Origin of the sequence: Pseudomonas sp. 10S4 (genome assembly GCF_034344865.1) — a bacterium.
Classification (GTDB): Bacteria; Pseudomonadota; Gammaproteobacteria; order Pseudomonadales; family Pseudomonadaceae; genus Aquipseudomonas.
The window spans coordinates 5,410,722-5,431,136 of sequence record NZ_CP133774.1; the positions used below are offsets into that span (position 1 = coordinate 5,410,722).

Below are 20,415 nucleotides of genomic sequence, written 5' to 3' on the forward strand. Positions count from 1 at the left end.
GGCCATTTCTCCGTCAATCGCACGCAAGGATTACGAACAACGCCGCGAGCGCCAGGCACAGGACATTGCAAAGGTTAAAGCCGATGGCATCTATAGACGATGCTAAAAATGTCGCTTCAACCGTGAAAGAGATGCTCGCCTGACTCCCTGCTTGAGCCGGGCCCAGGTGCCCGAAAAAGCGACTTCTCCATCTGGCGTACCTGGCACCGCTAAGTGATGGGTAATCTCACCGCACGCGATATTAAAGGACATCCAGCGCAGCGCATTCGCCACGGCTAGAGATCGTTCGAGATCGACGGTTGAGAATTCATCTTCTTCCATTACTGCAACTGCTTAGATTTCCGATCAACAGCCTTGCGCAGCCCATAGATCTAGCAATGCAATTATCAGATACTGCCATAGCGCCAGCACCCATCTTTCAAGGTTGAAAACGAATCATGGCAAGGAAAAAGGCAGCAAATTCCGGCGGCACCGGCATCCTGATAATTTTTGCGCTGGCTTTTGGTGCGTTCGCTTCGATCCCGAAGAACGCCTGGGTCGCCATTGGCATCGTCGCTTGCATCGGCGCCATTATGTCGTTCTTCGCCAATCGTACAAAACGACAGCTTGAGCAATTGCAGAGGCCTGCTCCAGTCGCAACGCGCCAGCTGGAGCAGCGAAGGAAAGATGTGACCGTCTCTACACATGAGGTTTCGTCGAGCAATACTGCTGAAGAAACGTCCGACTTTTATACCGTCCAACTCGGTTCCCTCCCTTCCGACTCCTTTAAGATTCCAGATGTAAGCAAACAGAAATCCGATACTCGCTGGGTGCAAGCGGGCGAATCGGTTGCTGTGTCTGGCTTTTCACTTCCCGGGGGAATGCTCTATATCGGAAGTGCGCTGGGTGGCCGTCACGATGCGCAAGAACCCTCACTGATCAACCCCAAACTTCGTATCGCCAAGACACATGTCGATATTGAAAAGCGACTGATGCCTTACTGGCCAAGCTTTCACACCATCACACCTGAAGCTCGGCGTGGGTACCTCGAATGGTTGGCAGGAGGTCGCCGCCACCCTCTGGCGGACACTGGCTACGTTTTTTTGTTTTTCTATGGATTGGAGCGTCGAGCCCTTACTGATGCAATAAAGGATCCAGAGGCGAAGGCTGAGCTCTCTTTGATCGTCCAGGAAGTCCAACGCCTGCTCAGAATTTATGGGGAAAACAGGTCGTTCAGGGGGTATGCGGATGGTTTCCTGGATTACCTCAGCAACACCACGGTTGATCCAAACCTCTACCTTGCCCCCCTCCCAAAGTTGCTGCTTACAGCTTCGAAATGCCACTGCCGCTGCGCGTCGGTCTGGGGCAACACGCCTCAAACAAGCGACCTCTCGATGCCGATTGGGCATTAGCATGGGCGCTAGCTGACCCCAACATCAATAAGCGTACGCCAGTCACACGCTGTAGAGATGTCTTTTCGAGACTGTTCAAGCTCAAATACACAAGTGCCCATCCAGCGGGTCTTATCCTGGCGCAAAACAAGACCAAGCTTAAGACCAGCTATCGGCCGGCCTCAGCAGTCCTAATGGCGCCCACACTTAGCTTGGGTGATCTTCCTGATGTCATGGCCACCTCCGGAACACGTAAATGCCTGCAGTTGCTAGTTGAGCTATGCACCAGCGAGCTTGAACCCTATAGCCGATATTTGGGCCGAAACCCTGAAAGCGCAGAAGCCCTTGAATGTCTTTTACAGCTTCCTGTCACTCTCTGGCCAGCGGCAGCTCGTACAGAATTGAACGAGCTTCAATTCAGGATCGGCGACGACCTTATTGTCATGAGCTTTGGCGAACTCGCAGGTCGATTCAAGAGCGCTGGAGCCTTGTCCCGGGACAAGGTACTCGCGCTTGCTCGCGCACTAGAATCGCTTAACATCGGTATGGAACCTGATGTACTGGCTGGCAGCAAGACACCGAAAGCTGAAGATCGTATCGCGCTGTTCGTTACCCAGCCCGAAGACGGATCACTACGGGCCTCAGCGGCCTACAACGCGGCCTCAGTCACGCTTGATCTGGCCAGTGCAGTAGCATGTGCCGATGGCGACACCTCCAATGAAGAGGTCACATTGCTTGCTAAGCACATCGATTCCTGGAGTCACCTGAGTGTTGCCCATCGCAAACGTCTCAAGGCGCACCTGCGACTCCAGATCCAGCAACCACCAACGCTGGCAAGCCTGAAGAAAAAACTCGATCCATTAACTGTCGAAGCCAAGCGCACGATTGCCAGCTTCCTTGCCCACCTGGCGCAAGCCGATGGAATCGTCAGTCCTTCGGAAGTGAAACTTCTTGAGCGCGTTTACAAGGCGCTGCAACTAGATAGTCAATTGCTGTACAGCGATCTACACGGGGCTGCATCCGGAGCGAGGATTCCCCCATTAAACCTACAACAAGCTCTACTCAAACCGTGCCGGGCACACAGTCAGCTGCCATTGCGAAGCAAGGCTTCGTGCTCGATCACGAGCGAATTGCTGAGCTGCAACGTGAAACGGCTGAAGTCTCTGCCCTCCTCGCCCAGGTATTCACTGATGCCCAGGTGGAGGAACCGGAACAGTCCGTTGAGGCTGTGGAATCGGCGACAGAAACGAGCGCTGACGTTGCCGGCCTCGATCTAGATCATTCTGCATTCCTACGCTTGTTAATCTCGCGTGCTGAATGGAGCCGATCCGAACTTGAAGCCGCCGCCAGCGACATGGAACTGATGCTCGATGGAGCCTTGGAGCAAATCAACGACATGGCTTTTGAACGTTTCGACATGCCCGTCACTGAAGGTGATGATCCCATCGAGATCAATACAGACATTCTGGAAGAGTTAGCCCTATGAGCACTATCAGAGCCAAGGATCGCGACGCGGTCATCCAATCATTGCGTGCTGGCGTTGTTCCTCGCGTCGGTCAACACTTGATTCAGGTCGGCCGGGTGGGCGAGCTCGATGCACTGATCAAAGACGTCAATCGACTGGTCGAAAGCGGATCGGCATTTCGAGTGGTGATTGGCGAATACGGTGCAGGCAAGACGTTCTTTCTGAACTTGGTTCGAGCCATCGCCATGGAGCGAAAACTCGTGACCATGCACGCGGACTTAAACCCAGATCGCAGGCTGCACGCCACCGGCGGCCAGGCACGCTCGCTTTACTCCGAGTTGGCCAAGAACATGTCGACACGCACGAAGCCCGACGGTGGGGCCATGCAAGGCATTGTGGAAAAATTTATCTCGCAAGCCAAAACCGAAGCCAAGGCGGCAGGAACAGACAGCGAGACTGTCATCCGAGCACACTTAGCTGAGTTGACGGAGATGGTCAACGGCTATGATTTCGCTGAAGTGATCGCTGCGTATTGCCGAGGTTTCGAGGAAGGCAACGAACAACTCAAGGCTGATGCGATTCGTTGGTTACGTGGCGAGTTCACCACCAAGACCGATGCCCGAGCGGCCCTGGGTGTACGAACCATCATTGATGATGCCTCCGTTTACGATCAGCTCAAGCTGCTATCGAGATTCGTCAGACTCGCAGGTTTTGGCGGCCTGATGATCTGCCTCGACGAACTGGTAAACCTCTACAAGCTGGCCAATACGCAGGCACGCAATGCCAACTATGAGCAGATCCTTCGCATCCTCAATGATTCGCTGCAGGGATCGTCTGAGGGGCTTGGATTTGTCCTGGGTGGCACTCCCGAGTTTTTGATGGACACTCGCCGGGGGCTGTATAGCTACCCTGCCCTGCAATCGCGACTGGCAGAAAACTCGTTTGCCAAATCAGGACTGGTTGATCTTTCGGGCCCGGTTATTCGCCTCACCAGCCTCACGCCAGAAGACTTCTACGTGTTGCTTCAGAAGCTCCGTCACGTCTACGCAGCCGGTGATACTGAGAAGTATTTACTGCCTGACGAGGCGATTCCATTATTCATGGCGCACTGCAACCAGCGATTGGGTGAGGCCTATTTCCGCACACCTCGCACGACGATCACCGCCTTCATCAACCTGCTGGCCATCCTGGAGCAAAACCCGGGTGCTGATTGGCGCGCACTGCTTGGAGCTGTAGAAGTAGCCAAGGATATGGGCGGCGAAGAAGATACGAAAGTCGATACGGACGATGAACTTGCCACCTTCACACTCTGAGTCATCGTGCTTCGATCAGCTGGAGCCACGAATCCAGCGATGGATTTGGGCTGAAGGCTGGACGTCCTTGCGAGACGCCCAGGAAAGAGCTGTCCCGGTGCTGATGGATGCTGACCAGGATGTCATCATCGCTGCAGCAACAGCTGCAGGGAAAACTGAAGCTGCCTTCCTACCCATACTCACCAATTTACTCAACAGCAACGACCCGCCGGGTTCGGTGTTGTACATCAGCCCGCTCAAGGCCTTAATCAATGACCAATGGGACAGGTTAGGCCGCCTCTGTGAGCAGCTTGAAATTTCCGTAGTGGCTTGGCATGGGGACATTTCATCGAGCAAAAAGCATCGCTTCCTGAAGTCACCTGAAGGGGTTCTACTGATCACGCCTGAATCCCTTGAGGCACTGTTCGTCAATCGAGGTTCCAGCCTTACGGGGGTGTTCCAGAATCTGCGCTATATCGTCGTGGACGAACTGCATGCGTTCATTGGAAGTGAGCGAGGCAAACAGCTTCAGTCCCTGATGCACCGCGTAGAGCTCGTTGCCGGGCGTCGACTCCCCAGGGTAGGGCTTTCGGCCACACTCGGAGATATGACGTTGGCGTCAGAGTTTCTGCGCTCAGGAGGCGTCGACGGGGTGACTGTCATTGAGTCCAAAAACTCAAACCAGACACTCCAGGTGCAAATTCGCGGCTACATCCAGCCGCCCATGAATGAGCTCAGAAAGGCTCACGTCCAGCCTTCTAATGAGGAAGGCGACGAAGACGAAACGGAAAACAAAGCAAGCCCAGACTTCGCTATCGCTGATCATCTCTACAAGGTATTGCGTGGCAGCAATAATCTGATTTTCCCAAACAGCCGCCAGCAGGTTGAATGGTATGCAGACCAATTGCGTCGGCGCTGTGAGAATGATGGTTTGCCCAACGAGTTCTGGCCTCATCACGGCAGCCTTTCGAAAGATCTGCGGGAGCAAGCTGAGCATGCACTCAAGGCAGGTGATCATGCGGCATCGGCAATATGCACCACGACGCTTGAGCTCGGCATAGACATCGGCAGCATCAAGACAGTGGTGCAAATTGGCGCCCCACCATCGGTAGCGAGCCTGCGCCAGAGATTGGGGCGTTCGGGCAGACGCCCGGGGGAAAACGCTGTCTTGCGCGTTTACTGCAAAGAGTCTCCACTCAAAGATGGATCAAGCATTTCAGATCAGCTGCGCCAGGGATTAGTTCAGACCATTGCGATGGTTCGTCTTTTAATTGGAGGGTGGTTTGAACCTCCTCGGGCTCAGGGTATTCATGCGTCCACTCTCGTTCAGCAATGCCTCTCCGTAATTGCTCAGTGCGGTGGCGCTTCCGCTGCTGATCTTTGGAAAAGCCTTATCGCGGAAGGAGCATTCCAAAACGTCGAGAAGGCAGACTTCATCAAGCTGCTCAAGTCTCTAGGGGAACATGAACTCATCGTTCAGGAAAGCTCAGGATTGTTGCTTCCAGGGACGGTTGGTGAACGCCTGATCAACCACTATGAGTTCTACAGCGCATTCACCAGTGACGAGGAGTTCCGACTGGTGTGCGACGGTAAAGCACTTGGTTCAGTACCCGTAAGCCGGCCGCTGACCAAGGATCAACGCATTATCTTCGGAGGCCGAAGGTGGCAGGTTCGCGATGTTGATCTCCAAGCCAAGGTCATCATTGTTTCCGCCGCACGCGGTGGTGCCCCTCCTCAGTTCGATGGTCTGGGTGCGATGGTGCATGACAAAGTGCGCCAAGAAATGCGAGCCGTCCTGGCAGACCCTATCCCCTGCCCATTCATTGATCGCGATGCCCAAGCGTTGCTCGACGAGGCTCGCAAGACATTTAACGCATTAGGCCTTGGTGAGCGCTACGTCATTGAGTCCGGCGGTAAGTGCTATCTAATCAGTTGGCTGGGTGATTACGCCAACGATGCACTGCGCCTGTTACTCAATCATGTGGGCCTTTCGTGTAACAACGTGGGCTTGGCGATTGAGGTTGACGCCAACATCCATCGGACACTGGCGGCACTCAAGGATGTAGGTGGCTTGGACGCGAGCGATCTCGATGCGGTTCTCGCGGATGTAGAGAATATGCTGCGGGAAAAATGGGATTGGGCATTGCCGGAGTCATTATTGATGAAATCGTTTGCTTCAATATCTCTGGATATCTCTACCGCAACCGGTTTTGCGCAGAATGTGACTTTGGCTGAGTAAATTGATAGGCCTACGCGAGTATCCGTACTGTCAAGCAAGCTCGTGAGAGGCTGCTCGATCAGTCAAACATCGAGTCATCTCTTATCGAAAACTCATCACCGACATTCTGAAGATACTAATGTGCATTTGTTCCGATTGCATAGCTTGGGCGACTGAGCCCAGAACACGAAAAAGTGGAGACTCATGATCGTGCCCTATGATTTCCATTACAGGGCACTCGATCAAATTTGGTACATCGAGAAGCAGGTAGGCCCAGCTATCGAGCGTTCAGTTCTCTTGTCCGTGCTTATTGCTACTCTGCAGATGTGTGCCAGCAAGAATTTCAAGCTGGTATCTTCATTTTTCAACCTAAGCCTACGAGTTCGCGCCGATATACACCCCAAAGTCCTGCTCCCGGAGGTAAATCGTGCCATCAATCAGCACTGAAACTGACATGTAGTGCAGACCGGTATAAGCTGTGTCTCGCCAATACTTGGCAAAATATTCTCCTCGCTCATGGTTGTAGGCTGGCTCCACTTCGTCCTCGTACTTACAGTGTGTCAGCCCAAGTGACTCAGCATCGTTACCGTGATTGGTAACGCGAAAATTAACCGTTACTTTCCCAGCCGTCTTAGGCATTTTAAAGCGCGCCTTGAACTCTATACCTTGACCCTTCGGAATAGATCGCGAACATGGATAGTAATTTTCGCCAGTACCGATTGCGTCTTTATTTGCCTTCAATACTGCCGCCAACTGAATTGGTGCATGGCTCCACTCAGGTTTTGGAAGCAGACCAAAATAATGCTTTTGCGAAAGGACAAATTTCCTGTAGTTTACTGGTTTGCCATCCGCACCGGTGTAATTAGGGTAGATAAAACGTTCAAAAATATCTTCACCTGCCTCCTTCACTTTCTTCAACTCGACGACACCGTCGTGCAAGTCAAGAAGAGACTTCAAGGACTCACCAATCATCACCCTGTTACGAGGAGCTGCTTGCTGTAGTTTCGCAGCGACATCCACATAGAACGATGTCGCAGTAACCTCCGAAGACCCCTCAAAGCCGTACATCCCCCAGAGGACTTTGTCGTGCTGACCATAGTCAACACCCACCCGGATTCCAACATCTTCCGCAACGTTGTTATCACGTAGCTTAGGCGCCACTAACTGGCGCATGAACTCAACCAGATAACAGCCACAATTCACTGCATCAATAGCGGCATTTCGAGCCGAAACACCATCTCCTCGAAAGAATGCAAGAACAGCATCCCCCATAATTCGATGCACATGCCCATCAAATGCGCGAATCGTTTCGATAGTACAGCGAATAATGGTATTTTTAATGAAGAACACTTCTTCAGGGCTATAAATTAAGCCAAGCTTTGTCGACCCCTTAATATCCATGAAAAGCGAGACATTAAAGCCGTATTCTATCGCACCAGGCTCTTTCAAATGATCAAAATGCGGATGCCCGCCGATGCTATGCGGATTAATATCCTTCTTCCCAAAGAGGCCCCGTATGGCTTGTTGAATTCCAAATTCTGCTCCTGCGGCGCTATCGAGAAATTGCTGACTGTCCATGGCATATGCAGTGTTCCCTGTAACGGACTCAAATACCATGCTCCTAGACTGCATACTCTTTGTAAGAGTTCGATCAAACACACTATCGAATGACTTATAAACATCTTTTAACGAAGACATAGCTCGATCCCCATGCTATTTTTCAAAACTACTACAAAGATCAGGGCCATCAATAGCAGACTCCACTTTACAGCCCGGGCCGCTTTCGACACTACTTTAAATTTCTTAGTAGTTACTTCTGCCACCTCATGCACCTGTATAGCCAAATCCCTTTCCAAGTCATCCATTGATATGGAATGAACAGTGTCCGCATAGCTTTTTGAATCGAACTTACTGGCAACGGAGTGAAAGAAAAACAAAGATGGCTTGTTTACCCCAGACTTGTTCGTAGACAAGTCCGGCCATATCGTGCGCACCACCCAATAGATACTGAGCAAAGAGAGAAAAACCAAACCACACAAGAGAACAACTAAAACATAATCCAACCCTCCTCCGATCTTGATAAGCTCATCTGCCTTTAGCAGTACACCACCGAAGATCGCGGCAGAAAACGATGTAATCAATCCGCATCGAAAATTCACCGTAGAAATATAACCATCGTAGCGTTTCAGCGTATCCCACATTGCTGACATACGAATTTTCTGCTCATCATCTATAGCCACCTAAATCTCCTGTAGGTATCGCTAGATTAAAACACAACTTTCACTTAGGGCTCGACGCATATTAAATCATTAAGAATTTTATAACATCTTGGAATAGTGTCTCACTTAGAAGCCCGCTACTCTAGCAACGGGCCTCTGCAGATTTAGCTGGTGTGACACAGCGAAGAACACCAGCGGGAGCCATTCGACTGGCGATAGGTGAGACGTGCCTGGCGTACCGCCGACGAGCAGGTTGCGTGCAGACCAAGATCGAGACGATTTATCGCCAAGGGCAGATAGCTGCAAGTGCTGGTATGCACCTCGTGATCACCGTTAGTCTGGGCATTCTTATTGACCAAATACTGAGCCATGATCAGTTACCTCGCTCTTTGTTGGATTGCGAGAGAACCACCCCTGCGAGGGTCTTGGTCGTAGCGTTGTACTTATCGCTTTCCAGCACGTGGCTAGCCTTCGTTTCCATCTCGGCACTGGTCTGCTTGCCGGTGGAAGCTTGTGCCATCGCGGAGGCGGCCAGTTGCTTTTGGATAGCCGAAGCGCTCGAGCTGCGCAGGGTTTCGGAAGCCAAAGTAGCGACCGAAGAAGAGGTTTCTTTGGTGTTCTTAGACATGGTACTGCACTCCACATACTGCTCAATTTTGATAGCAGACAGGAACCCCCTCTATCGATAGCTACGCAGGGCGTTGACACCCCCAGCATGAGTTATCTCTAATGCGCATCCCGCCAGTGTTTGCATTTGGGTTCAGGGTAGTACGTGCGCGCGTTCCGTCTCCAAACATAGCGCGTGCACTTACTGACATTACCTTAGCCTTCGACAGCCAGACAAAACACAAGATGTGGTGCCTAGATTCGGCTTCAACACAAGATAATGTGCTTTTTGGGGTTATGCAAGGTGACAGCCTGTGGATAACCTGTGCATTTGTGCCGAACTGGATCCACAAAATAGACTGTACGTATCCACAGCTTTGATTCTCAAGACTTTCTTCGAAAAAACCTGAAATATCTTGTTACGAATTGTGCTGGCTATGTCCTTAGCCAGTGATTATCGAACTAAACCCGAACTAGAACTGACGCATAAATGGCGCAATGAAATGCCATTTTTATGGCGAGGACTGTTCATTCCTCAAGGAGCCCAACATGGTCATGTCGCAGCAATCGACCAAAGCAGCCGTTCAAGCAAATCGAACGGTAACGTAAATCCGGCCTCTTTTCTGTCTACCCCCTTTTCCGTCCTTTTTCCACTTTGCAGGGCATAGCGACGCAAGCCGAGTTGAAGTCAACGCGCCATAAAAGGCAACATGCTGCGCAAACCATAAGATTGTAACGCCGCAAGGAAGCCCTCATGGCCCGGACTATTTACGACAAGCCTACCCGTGCTCTGCTCAAGGACATGCTCGTGAGCTGGAATCTCCAGCCCGGTCAAGTATTCACCGCTGCTCGCGCGATACAGTGGTTTGCGACGCACTACCCCAAACTGAAGCCAGGCAGTATCCGCGCGCATTTAGTCCAGGCTGCCACGAACGATCCTAGTCGCTTGCATCATCCTTCGACCAATAGCACTGATGACATTCTGTTCAAGGTTGCCCCTGGGGAGTTTCGATGCTATGAAGCGGATAAGGATCCGGCGCCCATTCGTGAAATGGTAATGACTTTTTGATCAAACAGTACAAATAGAGCAGATCTATTTTTTGTAGATTTCCCGTTCTTACCGGCCTCATCGAGTCATTACCGGTAGCTTTGGGTCGTTCTCTGCCCGCCACTGATTCTCCGCTCACACAACTTCTACCTAAGGACGCTCATGGCCGATTCCAGCACCAGCATTAGTAAAGCCATCACCACTAGCACCACCTTCGTCGATAAAGCGGTTGAATTTCGACACTTCATACTGCTGATATCCTTCCTGCTTGCACTAGATTCTTGTCTGATGATTTTTCACCAAAAAAACCTGCTGCAGTCGTTCAGCAAATTGGACGCTCCCGAGGTCAACGCAGGAGGAGCATTAGTTTTCCTGGGGATTTTTGCGTTTCTAATGACCTTGTTTTTTCCTGCTTTGCGAAAGGTATTACTAGCATTTACCACAGCGATCAAATTGATGTGCGGAAACAAAGGCAAGGAGATCAACCATGACTTTCGCGATACGGCCACGGCGCGCCGAGAAGCGCTCATTCATAGAGACAAGCTAATAATTGAGCTGCTGGACAAGCAGGAGGCACAGAGAAAGGATCACGATACCAACATGAATATTGCCTTTGGTCTGGTGCTGATGTTCGCTATCAACTTTCTGAATCTTGGAACCTCCCAGGTGTTGTCGCTCACCCAAACGGCAGCCTCGTTGCCGGGCAACATCACCGGCTTCTGGGTCAATGCTTTCATCTTAGCGGCGTTGTTCACATTCACCGCATTCCTATTAGCAATGCTCGCCATGTCGCTGACACCTGAAACTAGCGACAAACTCTACTTGCCTGAGTCCAACGAAGAGAAGGCTGCGCGAATAGAAAGAGAAAAGAAGATGCGGCTGCCAAATGGTGTCTACCTAGGCTAAAGACCATCTATGTTTTTCACTGCCATGCTGTCACCGCTCACGGAGAAATCGCGATGTCAAATTCAGACCTGCTACCCTCCCTGCTTTTCAAGATCAACGAAAATCAGCTAGCCCTTGAGGCTGCCATCATGGAGCTCACACTTTGGGTGGAGCAGCGTGGATCTGCGGACGTCGCCGACAACGTGCGCGGGGCCCTGGCCACAATCGATAAAAACGAAGAGTTCGTCAAAATGACGCTCGCGGTATTGATGACACCGGAGTGAATCCCCCAATACGTCGAAGAAGCCTGTTGAGTAGCCGGATGTGTGCCTTAGTAGACGCCGGCCATACGCATGTCGATTCGCTGCGGCCATTAAAGCGAATGCGCATCAGAGGGCATACATATCGCTCAGACAAAACCAATTCACGGCTCCAGTAGCGCCTCGTGGATCTCAATAGATGGAATGGCTACGTCCTTACGTTTGTTGGCAAGCCAAATCCTTGTTTTACTCACATCGAAAATCTGCCCCTGCTCCATCAGCGTCAACACCAGCGCATCTGAAACTCGATAGCGACCACAGGCCGGACAATCTCTCTCCTCCCACGGGCCACGGCACTGAATGCGTTCAGCGACACCCGCACAAATAAGACAGCTCATGGGATCACCATTTTTTTAGTCTGCACCCGATCCGTCTTTTTTCCAGCCGCTTTCCATCTGATAGGCACTGCCATTGGCGCGTCGTTGCCAGTAGCAGGCTCCAATCAATAATGAAGTCAGCAACGGGAAAACTTTTAACTGGAAGACATTGCAGATGAACATACCCGCGCCCTGCCCGCGTTCTTAGCTCCGTAAAGTTGCTTGTCCGCGGCTTCTATCAAAGCCTCGAATCCATGTTCGCCAGCGGGCGTCAATGTTGCGACGCCTAGAGAGATAGTCATCACGCGATCGACATCAGAAGCAGAATGCTCGATGCCCAGCGACCGGACACGCTTTTGCATTTTTTCTGCAATGTCGACCGCACCCGAAAGAACGGTATTGGGCAGAACGCAGGCGAACTCTTCGCCACCGTACCGAGCGACCAGGTCGTAGGGGCGTCTAACCGTTTCAGCTAACGCTTGGGCAATGGATTTCAAACAGCCATCTCCAGCCTGGTGCCCGTACTGGTCGTTGTAGCGTTTGAAATAGTCGACATCCACCAAAATGAGCGATAGCGGCTTGTGCTCTCGAAAGCACTGACGCCAATCCGCCAATATATCCTCATTAAATTTTCGTCGATTGGCCACCCCAGTAAGACCATCTATCAACGCCATGGAACGCAGCAGATCGCTCTGTAGTTTCAGGGTTAGATGTGTTCGTACCCGTGCTTTAACAATGACCGGGTTGATGGGTTTGGTGATGAAGTCCACCGCGCCAAGCTCCAGAGCTATCACTTCATCTGACTCCTGCTGCTGTGCGGTAATGAAGATGATGGGGATGCTCTGGGTCGCAGGATCAGCTTTGAGTCGACGGCATACTTCATGCCCGTCCATACCCTCCATAACCACGTCCAGAAGAATCAAATCAGGTAGCAGGGTCTGGCATACGCTGATTGCCTGCTCACCGCTGGAGGCCATGAAAACATCACAGTCCTCACGAAATAGCTCATGAAGTACCCGGATATTAGTCGGTTGGTCGTCGACAATAAGCAGCTTTGGACGGCTAAATGAATGCGGTATCCAGGTTTCCATTGATTGTTCCATCAGGCAGATCTCAACAGGTCGCGACCAATCGGCATCGCAGCGGAAAAGTCTAGAGACTGCACCCTTTCAACGAGTTCGTCGAACTGTCGGCGCAAGGATTGCGGCGTTTTTGACACCAACGCGTCTGCCAGCTCTATGGCTTGAAGATTACCGGCTTCCAGCAATAGCAAAATCTCTTCGAGGGATTCCTTCCACTGCGTCGGTTCCATGATTTGGTTGCCAGCACTGATCTTTGCTCGCGGGCTCTGACCAAAGTCGACACTCATCTGCTCAAGACTGAGTTGCAACAACCTGCTTAATTCGTCAAACCAGGTGACGTCAGCAAAGATGCTCGCTGCAGACGCTGGATCTTTCAGAGTCTGCTCCAGGTTGCCGGCCAGCTGTGACAGCGCCTTGGCGCCCATGGTGCCGCTGCTGCCTTTAATGGAATGGAGTACAAAAGCGGCCCCCGATGCGTCTTGATGCTGGATCTGATCGTGCAACCGGACTAGCTGCTTTTCCAGCTCCGGGCCGAAGTTTTTCAGCACGATGCGGATCAAATCGAGGTCGCCACCAAAACGATCAATGATTGACGCCCGGGAATCGATGACGCCTTCGCCCATCATGGTTTGCCCCAGGCCTGAAGCTGCTTGGCTGCCCTCGCGGCCCACTTGCAAGAGCAACGTTACGACGAGTTGCTCTAGGTCTATAGGTTTGCCGACATGATCATTCATCCCCGCAGCAAGACAGGCTTCACGGTCGGTATTGGAGGCATTTGCGGTCATTGCCACAATCGGCAGCGTTGCGAAGCGTGGGTTCGATCGAATGCGACGAGTCGCCTCCAAGCCATCAATATCCGGCATCTGGATATCCATTAATACGACGTCGAAGGGCACATGCTCATTCATCACCTTACTCACACCTTCCAGCCCGCCTTCAGCCAGCGTCACCTGCGCGCCTTCTCTTGTCAGTAACTCATCGGCTACCTGGCGATTGAGCATATTGTCTTCCACCACCAATAGTCGCAGCCCGGCCAGACGCTGCGGCCTGTCAACCGTTGACCGGGGAAGAGGAGAATGCAGCAGGTCTTTGCCCTTGAGTGCTCGCTGAACTGCGTCGGCTAGCTGCTTGGGAGTGACAGGTTTGGTGAGGAACCCCACGAAGGGAGCGTCTCCCGCCTGGTGGGCGTCAGCCAATACCTCGCGACCGTAAGCAGTGATCATAATGACCATTGGAGGTGGGACACCGTTGCCCTGCTGATGGATCAATTGCGCAGCGCTCAGCCCATCCATATCGGACATCCGCCAGTCCATCAGCACCACGTCGTAGGCTTCACCTAGCGCCTGGGCTTTCCTCACCCATTCCACCGCTTGCGTGCCACCACTCACGCGGTCAGCGTTCCATCCCAATGCATGTACGGTTCGCAACAGCAATTCACCCGCCATGGCGTTGTCGTCGACGACCAGAATCCGTAAGGACACATCGACTCCTGTACAGGCGGAGCTCAGCAGTGACGTCGGCGCTACATCCAGAGTGATATCAAACCAGAAACGACTCCCTACACCTTGCTGGCTCTCCACCTGAAGTTCACCACCCATCAAGGCGACCAACCGCTTGCAGATCACCAGACCCAAGCCTGTGCCACCAAAGCGCCGGGAAGTTGAAGCCTCGGCCTGAGTGAATCCTTCAAAAATACGCTGAAGCTGTTCGGTGCTGATACCGATGCCGGTATCAGAAACGGCGATGCGCAAGCTCACGGCATTTTCCGTGCGTTTCAGTTGTTCAATGCTGACCACAATCTGGCCTTCCAGGGTGAACTTGAGGGCATTACCCGCCAGGTTGATCAGTACCTGTTGCAGTCGCAGGCTATCGCCGATCAGGTCGTTGGGTAAATTGGAGTCCAGGTCGAACATGACCTCAACCTCCTTCTCGCCCTGGTTACCTGCAAGCACTACAGCGAGGTCACGCATGAGCGGTTCGAGCTCGAACGGGTGCACATCGAGTTGCAACTTGCCAGCCTCAATCTTGGAGTAATCAAGGATGTCATTGAGCAACCCCAGCAGTGATTTAGCAGCAGTCTGCGCTTTGGTCACATAATCGAGTTGGCGACCATTCAGGTCGGTGTTCTGCACTAACTGCAACATACCCAACACGGCGTTCATCGGTGTGCGTATCTCATGACTCATGTTAGCCAGGAATGCAGACTTGGCCGCACTCCCGGCATCGGCCTGTTCCTTGGCGTAAAGCAGATGTGACTCTAGCTCGCGTTGAACAGTGATGTCCCTATTGATACCAGTAACGCGCAAAGCTGTACCGTCTGGACTGCGTTCTATCTGTGCGCCGGCATGTATGAAGCGGAGTTGGCCGTCCGGGCGAACGACACGGAAAATGGTGTCATACACATCAGTCCCCTCGACGGCGGCATTCAGCTTTGCAGCCGCTGCCACGACATCCTCGGGGTGAACACGCGAGTACCAGTGCATGTAGTTCAGACCTGTATCGCGCAACGATAGTGGCTGCCCGTAGAACTCGAACATGCGGTCATTCCATTTCAAAGCGTTGTCTGCCAATGTCCAAGACCAGACGCCCAATTCGGCCACTTCAGCAGCCATCAGCAGCTGATCGTGCACCGTCATCAGTTCGCTACGTTGTTCCAGTGTCGTCTTCAGGCTCGCGGCCAGTTCCTTTTCTGCCGCTTTACGTTTGGTGATGTCTACCGCGATACCCAGGTAACCGCTCGATACCCCATCGGCATTGCGCATGGAGGTGACCACTAGCGTGACAGGAAACCGAGAGCCATCCTTGCGAATGTAAGTCCACTCTCGGGTTTCTGCGCCTTCAAGCTCAGGTTTATGGGTAAACACACGGAAACCGTCGATGGGCTGGGCGTATTCCTCGCTCAGCTCAACACCACGGGCAGCGATGTCTTCGGGTACATGGAAGAGCGCTGGGGTGTCTTTGCCCACTACCTCATCGGCGTCATAACCCAACAAATGCTCGGCGCCTTTGTTGAATACACGGATAACGCCATCGAGATCCGTCGCAATGATCGAAACCTCAGTCGCCGAACTCAGCACGGAGCCCAACAACAGATTGAGATGCCGCAACTCGGACGTTCGCTGTGCAACCTGCTCCTCAAGGTTGGAATTGAGTTCGAGAATTCGAGCCTCTGCTGCTTTTTTCGCCGAGATATCCCTTAACGTCTTGGAGGCGCCAATTACGCGACCACCCTCGCCATAAATAGGGGAGATGCTGGTGGATACGTCGATCAGCCGGCTATCTTTTCGGCGGCGTTGAGTATCAAAGCTGGTGATTCGCTCTCCCGTCCTTATGCGCGCAAGGATATGGGCTTCCTCAGCTACAAGCTCCTCAGGAACAATCAAGCTGGCCAGTGTGTGGCCGACCGCCTCCTCAGCGGTATAGCCAAACAGATGCTCGGCGCCCTTGTTCCAGTTGGTGACGACGCCATCGAGTGTTTTTCCGATAATGCCATCTGCCGAGCTTTCAACGATGGAAGCCAGCCTTGCCTGCTCTGCAAATATCTGCCGCCGACGTTGACGGCTGACACTCACGACACTCGCCAAGGTCGCCAGAAGAAGCGTGAGAAAACCACCGAAAAACAGCACAACTTTTGGTGAGACCTGATGCAGGCGCTGAATGAACAGCGAGTTTGCGTCGAGTTCGATTTCCCACCGCCTCCCGTAGACCTCGCGCTCCAGCTGATGGGTCATCAGCGTTTCACGGCGAGCCGAGTCGTCAGTGCTTCCATAAAACAGCGTCTCTTGCCCTGGGACGGTGATATCCCTTAATCGTAGATGTACCGCCTCATTTTCTATGCGCAGGCCTTTGAGCACCTCCTCTGTCCGTAACACGACATAGCTCCAGCCAAAAGCTGCGGCCTCGCGTTCAGCAGCAGTCACCGGAGTGACTCCATCGCGAAAGATGGGCATCAACACCAGGAATGACTGCTGCGGTTTCCCCTGGGCCTGTATTAGCGTGATGGGCCCAGTGATCCGTGCCGCACCGCTTTGTATCGAGGATTGTGCCGCCTCTCGCCGCGATGTTTCCGAAGCGATGTCCAAGCCAATGGCGGCCTGGTTTTCTTCAGCCGGTTCGACATACTGGACAACGTAACGCTCACCTGAATGGGGCGAGAATTGCCGAATGGAGAAATCAGCTTTGCCGTCGGCCCGAGCATGCTTGAGAAACTCACTTTCATCCTGCTCCAGCACACGCCTGATAAAACCAAAAGCACTGGCGCCGGGGAACTCGGAAGCGAGGTCACGGGTTCTATGATATCGGCGAAACACTTCACGGCTAATGCCATACTCGCCCGCTGTCAGCACAGCGCCACGAGCGCCTCGCAATCCGTATTGGTAAAGATTGAGACGTGTTAAAACCAACTCTGCGGCGTCTTCGGTCGCCGCTGCGATCGCTTCTTGAGCCTGCTCTTCGTTGATACGTTCAAGGATCCAGCCACCCAGAATGCTTACCCCTAACCCCACGGCCAGAGTGATGGCTACTCCCCAGTTGAATGCAAAAAACTTATACTTTCTCACCCGCATTGTCCCATTGCAGAAGGCCTGAAGCCTTCAAGATTAAAGTTCGAGCCCTGTTGGTATGGCCGATATCCAACCTGCAAGCCCCGAATACGCTCAGGTCAGGCCGGCTAATCGTTGAAGTCTTTCAATGTCTGCTTCGGGTTCGCCGTTGTTCATAGCAGCGGCAAGGCGCATCACCACTTGTTCGCGGCGGACTTGCATGGGCGGCAAGGCATAAATAGCACCTATCAACTCACGTAGAACCATTGGCAGCCCCCAGCTTGCTTTCAAGCGAACGGCAAAAGGCGCTGCAAAATCACGGACAGCGTGCGTGAGCGTTTCTTCGGTCACGCTATTGCCCTGGTTCTCCCATTTCTGAGTTTGGTACAGCACACAGAGTTCGCCCATGCGGTGCAACAGGGCGGCACTTTGCAGCGGCGCGGGATCCAGACCGCTTTGTTGAGCCAGGAGCACAACCCTTTCAGCCAAACGCTCAGCATCATCCAAATGAGTCTGGATGAAAGTCATCAGCATGCCGTCAGGTTGAGTATTGGTTTGTCGCAGGGCCTGGCTAATTGCAAGATTCACACTGGTAAGCCCTCCCAGCCGTGTCAGGGCACCGTTCAAATTCGTGCAGGGCTGGCCGAGCCCGAGATACGTAGCACCGTTGGCGGCGGCGATCAAATGGGCGCACAGCGCCGGGTCATGCTGCCAGTCATTGGCGAGTTCTCGCAGATCCAATAAGGCCCCGCCATAGCCGAGCTGAAGCTTGTCTTTGACCGAGGCCAGTAAAGGCAAGTCCAACTCAGCCGCAGACAAACCACTGAGATAGTTGATCAGGTCTTCAGTGTTGATAGTGGTGGCGCGTGGGGGCTCGTCAAGCGGAAGGAGACTTTCCAGGCATTGTACGACCCGCGAAACCTGGAATGGCTTCGTGAAAAAGGCGCTGACTCTCAGCGACTTTACCGCCAGTACGCTGTCTCGATCAGCGCGCCCGGTGATCATGATCAGCGGCGTGTCTTGATCTTTTTCGCGAATTTTCTGCAGCAGGTTGACGCCGGGGGCATCCGGTAGATTCCAGTCGGCCATCACCAATTGATAGGTGCTTGGCTGCCAAGCGTCTAAAGCACTAGCGACATCGGCAAAGCAATCGACTTGGGCAACCGGGCGGATGCTCAACACGAGCTGTTTTAAAAGATCTGATATCCAGGGGTCATCATCCAGAATCATCACTCGCATTCGGTAATCCTCACTGGATTGACGCGCAACTTCGCAACGTCTTAGTGGCTGACTAGCAGCCAACAGCAACGATAGTCGACGCTGAGGTCAGAGGGAGGGGTTGTAACCGAGCGAATTTGAGTAAGTCACGGCAATTTCCCTTTGACTGATGGCTAGATGGCATCCTTGAAAGGTTGAATCTATTCCTGACCAGCTAACTATACAAGCAAGCAAACAGCTCGCAGGTGAAAAGGAATGCGGAGGTTAATGCATGAACGCCGCAATGGCGGAATTGCTTGAGTGGTTCCATTGAGTCGATAACGATGTGGGTCGATCAGAGGGGATCCACTGGCGTTTCAAGCACCGTCCTTGGTGCTATCGCCACGCTCGACTTGAATACCGAGTCCGTCAGAAAGGGAATTGAGGCACTGAGAAAAACCATCAGATGAAACCTAGCCCCCAATTCCCTGTATCGCTTGAGTCAATACTTAGACCTCGAAAGGGTGCGAGCTCTTTTCAGGCTCGTCATTGACCCGAGCTACCTCATGAAAGGATTCTCGTGATGCTGATCAAAATCGAAGAAGCGAACACGCCCGAGGGTTGGCTTGTGTGGATGGATGCATGGTGCGTCAAATTTCGCAGCTATGCCGAAGCCGAAGCGTTCGTAAAAACGCTGGAAGATCGTGTAAATGCAGCCCACCCCTTGCCTATCAGCATAAACAGACCTGTGGTTGAACTGTCTTAAGGTGCTGGCATTGATGGAAAAACCAATCATCGATTTGTAACTTTCTGCCCGCCATACTCAGGCCATTCAAAACGCGCTCATTCTTTCGCTGCCACTTTAGGCAGCTTTTTTTGCCCGAAGATTTTGGCAACCGTGCTGCCAAGTTTTTTAACTGGATCTCAGCTTTTTCGAGTGCGGTTGCTGCACAGCGCTGCCAAACCTTTTCCAGCGGGAGCAGGTCAGATTCGATCAGTGCCCTTTGGCACCACTGATAATGGTCATGCCAGGCACCCAAAGCCGATTGCAGGGTTTTGAGAGAGCTCGCCGCTTTTCCCGAAAGCGGTGACAGTTTGGGAAAAGCCTCTGTCTGGTAACGAGTTCGCTTGACCAGGATTCTTAACTCGTGCCGATCACTTTCAGCGTCATCTACCGCCGCATGCAATCGGTCGATCTGCTTTGTCAGCGCTTTTTCAATTTGAGTCTGGACATGCTTCAAACCACCGTTGACCTCAACCGAGCGAAAGGTTGTAGGCCACTCATCCAAGTGAATGAACAGGTTCTTGAGAGCCGGGCTTTTTAGAATTTTGGAGTAGTCCGAATCCAGATGCGCTTTCCTGAACTGCGCCTGGTCAGGAAAGCCCCTCTCCTCTAGCTCTTCGATCAATACCTCAAGATCGCGAGCCGGCGTGGTCAGCCTTCCCACTTCCGCCGCAGCATTATTCAGCGCGGTGACCTCACTCATCGAACGCATCGGTCGGAGGAGGCTCCGGATGCGCCTCACAGATATCCTGAGGTCATGCAAAGCCTCGCTATCAGTCCTGGCCTCCAATCGTGCACGGGAGTGATACAGGGCGACTTGAAGCGTCAGTATCTCAGCAACGAACTTGTCAACGAAGGACATGCAGTCATCTCTTTGAAACGCCATGGGCACGAGCTTAGCAGAAGCGCTAGTCGCCAAATATTGACCCTGCTCGCGGCTTGATAAGGTCATCAATGATCTAGCCTCAGCGCATTGACCTGTACCGTGCTCGGCATGGCGGTGCGCTACAGCGATTACTCACTATAGGCTACTATTTTGCTTCAGTTTTAAGTCAGGCACGTTTGACCGTA

General features: G+C 52.6%; 15 protein-coding genes and 2 pseudogenes. 8 read left to right on the forward strand and 9 right to left on the reverse strand.

The window, feature by feature from the left end:
- Positions 1–13 precede the first annotated feature (13 nt).
- Positions 14–97: pseudogene (locus RHM58_RS25340) on the forward strand (serine recombinase); the annotation flags it as partial.
- A gap of 5 nt (positions 98–102) precedes the next feature.
- Here RHM58_RS25340 and RHM58_RS25345 read toward each other — a convergent pair.
- Positions 103–321 carry a hypothetical protein gene (locus RHM58_RS25345; protein WP_322268506.1) on the reverse strand — a complete coding sequence of 73 codons (219 nt, stop codon included), beginning with the start codon at positions 319–321 and terminating at the stop codon, positions 103–105.
- A 116-nt stretch (positions 322–437) separates the two neighbouring features.
- Between RHM58_RS25345 and RHM58_RS25350 the strand changes: the two are divergent.
- The 3 genes and pseudogenes from RHM58_RS25350 (at position 438) to RHM58_RS25360 (ending at position 6,366) form a co-directional block, all read left to right on the forward strand.
- Positions 438–2,856, forward strand: a pseudogene (locus RHM58_RS25350) (TerB N-terminal domain-containing protein).
- The gene (locus RHM58_RS25355) at positions 2,853–4,148 is read left to right on the forward strand and encodes an ATP-binding protein (protein WP_322268507.1); all 1,296 of its coding nucleotides are present in this window, start codon (positions 2,853–2,855) and stop codon (positions 4,146–4,148) included. Before RHM58_RS25350 ends, RHM58_RS25355 begins: the two are co-directional and overlap by 4 nt.
- Positions 4,123–6,366 (forward strand): DEAD/DEAH box helicase, encoded by a 2,244-nt coding sequence (locus RHM58_RS25360; protein ID WP_322268508.1) that lies wholly within the window; start codon positions 4,123–4,125, stop codon positions 6,364–6,366. Before RHM58_RS25355 ends, RHM58_RS25360 begins: the two co-directional genes overlap by 26 nt.
- A gap of 354 nt (positions 6,367–6,720) precedes the next feature.
- Here the strand turns inward: RHM58_RS25360 and RHM58_RS25365 are convergent, their stop codons facing one another.
- The 3 genes from RHM58_RS25365 to RHM58_RS25375 form a co-directional block, all read right to left on the reverse strand.
- Positions 6,721–8,043: a nucleotide-binding domain-containing protein gene (locus RHM58_RS25365; protein WP_322268509.1), complete on the reverse strand. Its 1,323-nt coding sequence runs from the start codon at positions 8,041–8,043 to the stop codon at positions 6,721–6,723.
- Complete coding sequence (locus RHM58_RS25370; RefSeq protein WP_322268510.1) at positions 8,031–8,585, reverse strand: Pycsar system effector family protein; 555 nt, start codon at positions 8,583–8,585, stop codon at positions 8,031–8,033. Before RHM58_RS25370 ends, RHM58_RS25365 begins: the two co-directional genes overlap by 13 nt.
- A 352-nt stretch (positions 8,586–8,937) precedes the next feature.
- Positions 8,938–9,192 carry a hypothetical protein gene (locus RHM58_RS25375; protein WP_322268511.1) on the reverse strand — a complete coding sequence of 85 codons (255 nt, stop codon included), beginning with the start codon at positions 9,190–9,192 and terminating at the stop codon, positions 8,938–8,940.
- 732 nt (positions 9,193–9,924) lie between these two features.
- Between RHM58_RS25375 and RHM58_RS25380 the strand changes: the two genes are divergently transcribed.
- The 3 genes from RHM58_RS25380 to RHM58_RS25390 all read left to right on the forward strand — a co-directional run bounded on the left by RHM58_RS25380 (position 9,925) and on the right by RHM58_RS25390 (position 11,387).
- Positions 9,925–10,239 carry a hypothetical protein gene (locus RHM58_RS25380; RefSeq protein WP_322268513.1) on the forward strand — a complete coding sequence of 105 codons (315 nt, stop codon included), beginning with the start codon at positions 9,925–9,927 and terminating at the stop codon, positions 10,237–10,239.
- 141 nt (positions 10,240–10,380) lie between these two features.
- On the forward strand, positions 10,381–11,124 hold the full coding sequence (locus tag RHM58_RS25385) for a hypothetical protein (protein ID WP_322268514.1): 744 nt from the start codon (positions 10,381–10,383) through the stop codon (positions 11,122–11,124).
- Between the two features lie 53 nt (positions 11,125–11,177).
- Positions 11,178–11,387 (forward strand): hypothetical protein, encoded by a 210-nt coding sequence (locus tag RHM58_RS25390; protein WP_322268515.1) that lies wholly within the window; start codon positions 11,178–11,180, stop codon positions 11,385–11,387.
- Positions 11,388–11,527: 140 nt separating this feature from the next.
- Here RHM58_RS25390 and RHM58_RS25395 read toward each other — a convergent pair whose 3' ends face one another.
- The 4 genes from RHM58_RS25395 to RHM58_RS25410 form a co-directional block, all read right to left on the reverse strand.
- Positions 11,528–11,761 (reverse strand): hypothetical protein, encoded by a 234-nt coding sequence (locus RHM58_RS25395; RefSeq protein WP_322268516.1) that lies wholly within the window; start codon positions 11,759–11,761, stop codon positions 11,528–11,530.
- A gap of 134 nt (positions 11,762–11,895) precedes the next feature.
- Complete coding sequence (locus RHM58_RS25400; RefSeq protein ID WP_322268518.1) at positions 11,896–12,831, reverse strand: diguanylate cyclase; 936 nt, start codon at positions 12,829–12,831, stop codon at positions 11,896–11,898.
- Between the two features lie 11 nt (positions 12,832–12,842).
- Complete coding sequence (locus RHM58_RS25405; RefSeq protein ID WP_322268520.1) at positions 12,843–17,387, reverse strand: PAS domain S-box protein; 4,545 nt, start codon at positions 17,385–17,387, stop codon at positions 12,843–12,845.
- Positions 17,388–17,477: 90 nt separating this feature from the next.
- Positions 17,478–18,602, reverse strand: a complete 1,125-nt coding sequence (locus RHM58_RS25410; RefSeq protein ID WP_322268521.1) for a response regulator — start codon at positions 18,600–18,602, stop codon at positions 17,478–17,480.
- Positions 18,603–19,143: 541 nt separating this feature from the next.
- Here RHM58_RS25410 and RHM58_RS25415 point away from each other — a divergent pair.
- The gene (locus RHM58_RS25415) at positions 19,144–19,326 is read left to right on the forward strand and encodes a hypothetical protein (RefSeq protein ID WP_054044321.1); all 183 of its coding nucleotides are present in this window, start codon (positions 19,144–19,146) and stop codon (positions 19,324–19,326) included.
- Here RHM58_RS25415 and RHM58_RS25420 read toward each other — a convergent pair.
- Complete coding sequence (locus tag RHM58_RS25420; protein ID WP_322270899.1) at positions 19,292–20,230, reverse strand: CHAD domain-containing protein; 939 nt, start codon at positions 20,228–20,230, stop codon at positions 19,292–19,294. The two genes, RHM58_RS25415 and RHM58_RS25420, sit on opposite strands and share 35 nt — an antisense overlap.
- Between the last annotated feature and the right edge of the window lie 185 nt (positions 20,231–20,415).

Coding starts and splice junctions, on each gene's coding strand:
- RHM58_RS25345 (WP_322268506.1), bottom strand. CDS start 321: ATGGAAGAAGATGAATTCTCAACCGTCGATCTCGAACGATCTCTAGCC.
- RHM58_RS25355 (WP_322268507.1), top strand. CDS start 2,853: ATGAGCACTATCAGAGCCAAGGATCGCGACGCGGTCATCCAATCATTG.
- RHM58_RS25360 (WP_322268508.1), top strand. CDS start 4,123: ATGAACTTGCCACCTTCACACTCTGAGTCATCGTGCTTCGATCAGCTG.
- RHM58_RS25365 (WP_322268509.1), bottom strand. CDS start 8,043: ATGTCTTCGTTAAAAGATGTTTATAAGTCATTCGATAGTGTGTTTGAT.
- RHM58_RS25375 (WP_322268511.1), bottom strand. CDS start 9,192: ATGTCTAAGAACACCAAAGAAACCTCTTCTTCGGTCGCTACTTTGGCT.
- RHM58_RS25380 (WP_322268513.1), top strand. CDS start 9,925: ATGGCCCGGACTATTTACGACAAGCCTACCCGTGCTCTGCTCAAGGAC.
- RHM58_RS25385 (WP_322268514.1), top strand. CDS start 10,381: ATGGCCGATTCCAGCACCAGCATTAGTAAAGCCATCACCACTAGCACC.
- RHM58_RS25390 (WP_322268515.1), top strand. CDS start 11,178: ATGTCAAATTCAGACCTGCTACCCTCCCTGCTTTTCAAGATCAACGAA.
- RHM58_RS25395 (WP_322268516.1), bottom strand. CDS start 11,761: ATGAGCTGTCTTATTTGTGCGGGTGTCGCTGAACGCATTCAGTGCCGT.
- RHM58_RS25400 (WP_322268518.1), bottom strand. CDS start 12,831: ATGGAAACCTGGATACCGCATTCATTTAGCCGTCCAAAGCTGCTTATT.
- RHM58_RS25405 (WP_322268520.1), bottom strand. CDS start 17,387: ATGCGGGTGAGAAAGTATAAGTTTTTTGCATTCAACTGGGGAGTAGCC.
- RHM58_RS25410 (WP_322268521.1), bottom strand. CDS start 18,602: ATGCGAGTGATGATTCTGGATGATGACCCCTGGATATCAGATCTTTTA.
- RHM58_RS25415 (WP_054044321.1), top strand. CDS start 19,144: ATGCTGATCAAAATCGAAGAAGCGAACACGCCCGAGGGTTGGCTTGTG.
- RHM58_RS25420 (WP_322270899.1), bottom strand. CDS start 20,230: ATGGCGTTTCAAAGAGATGACTGCATGTCCTTCGTTGACAAGTTCGTT.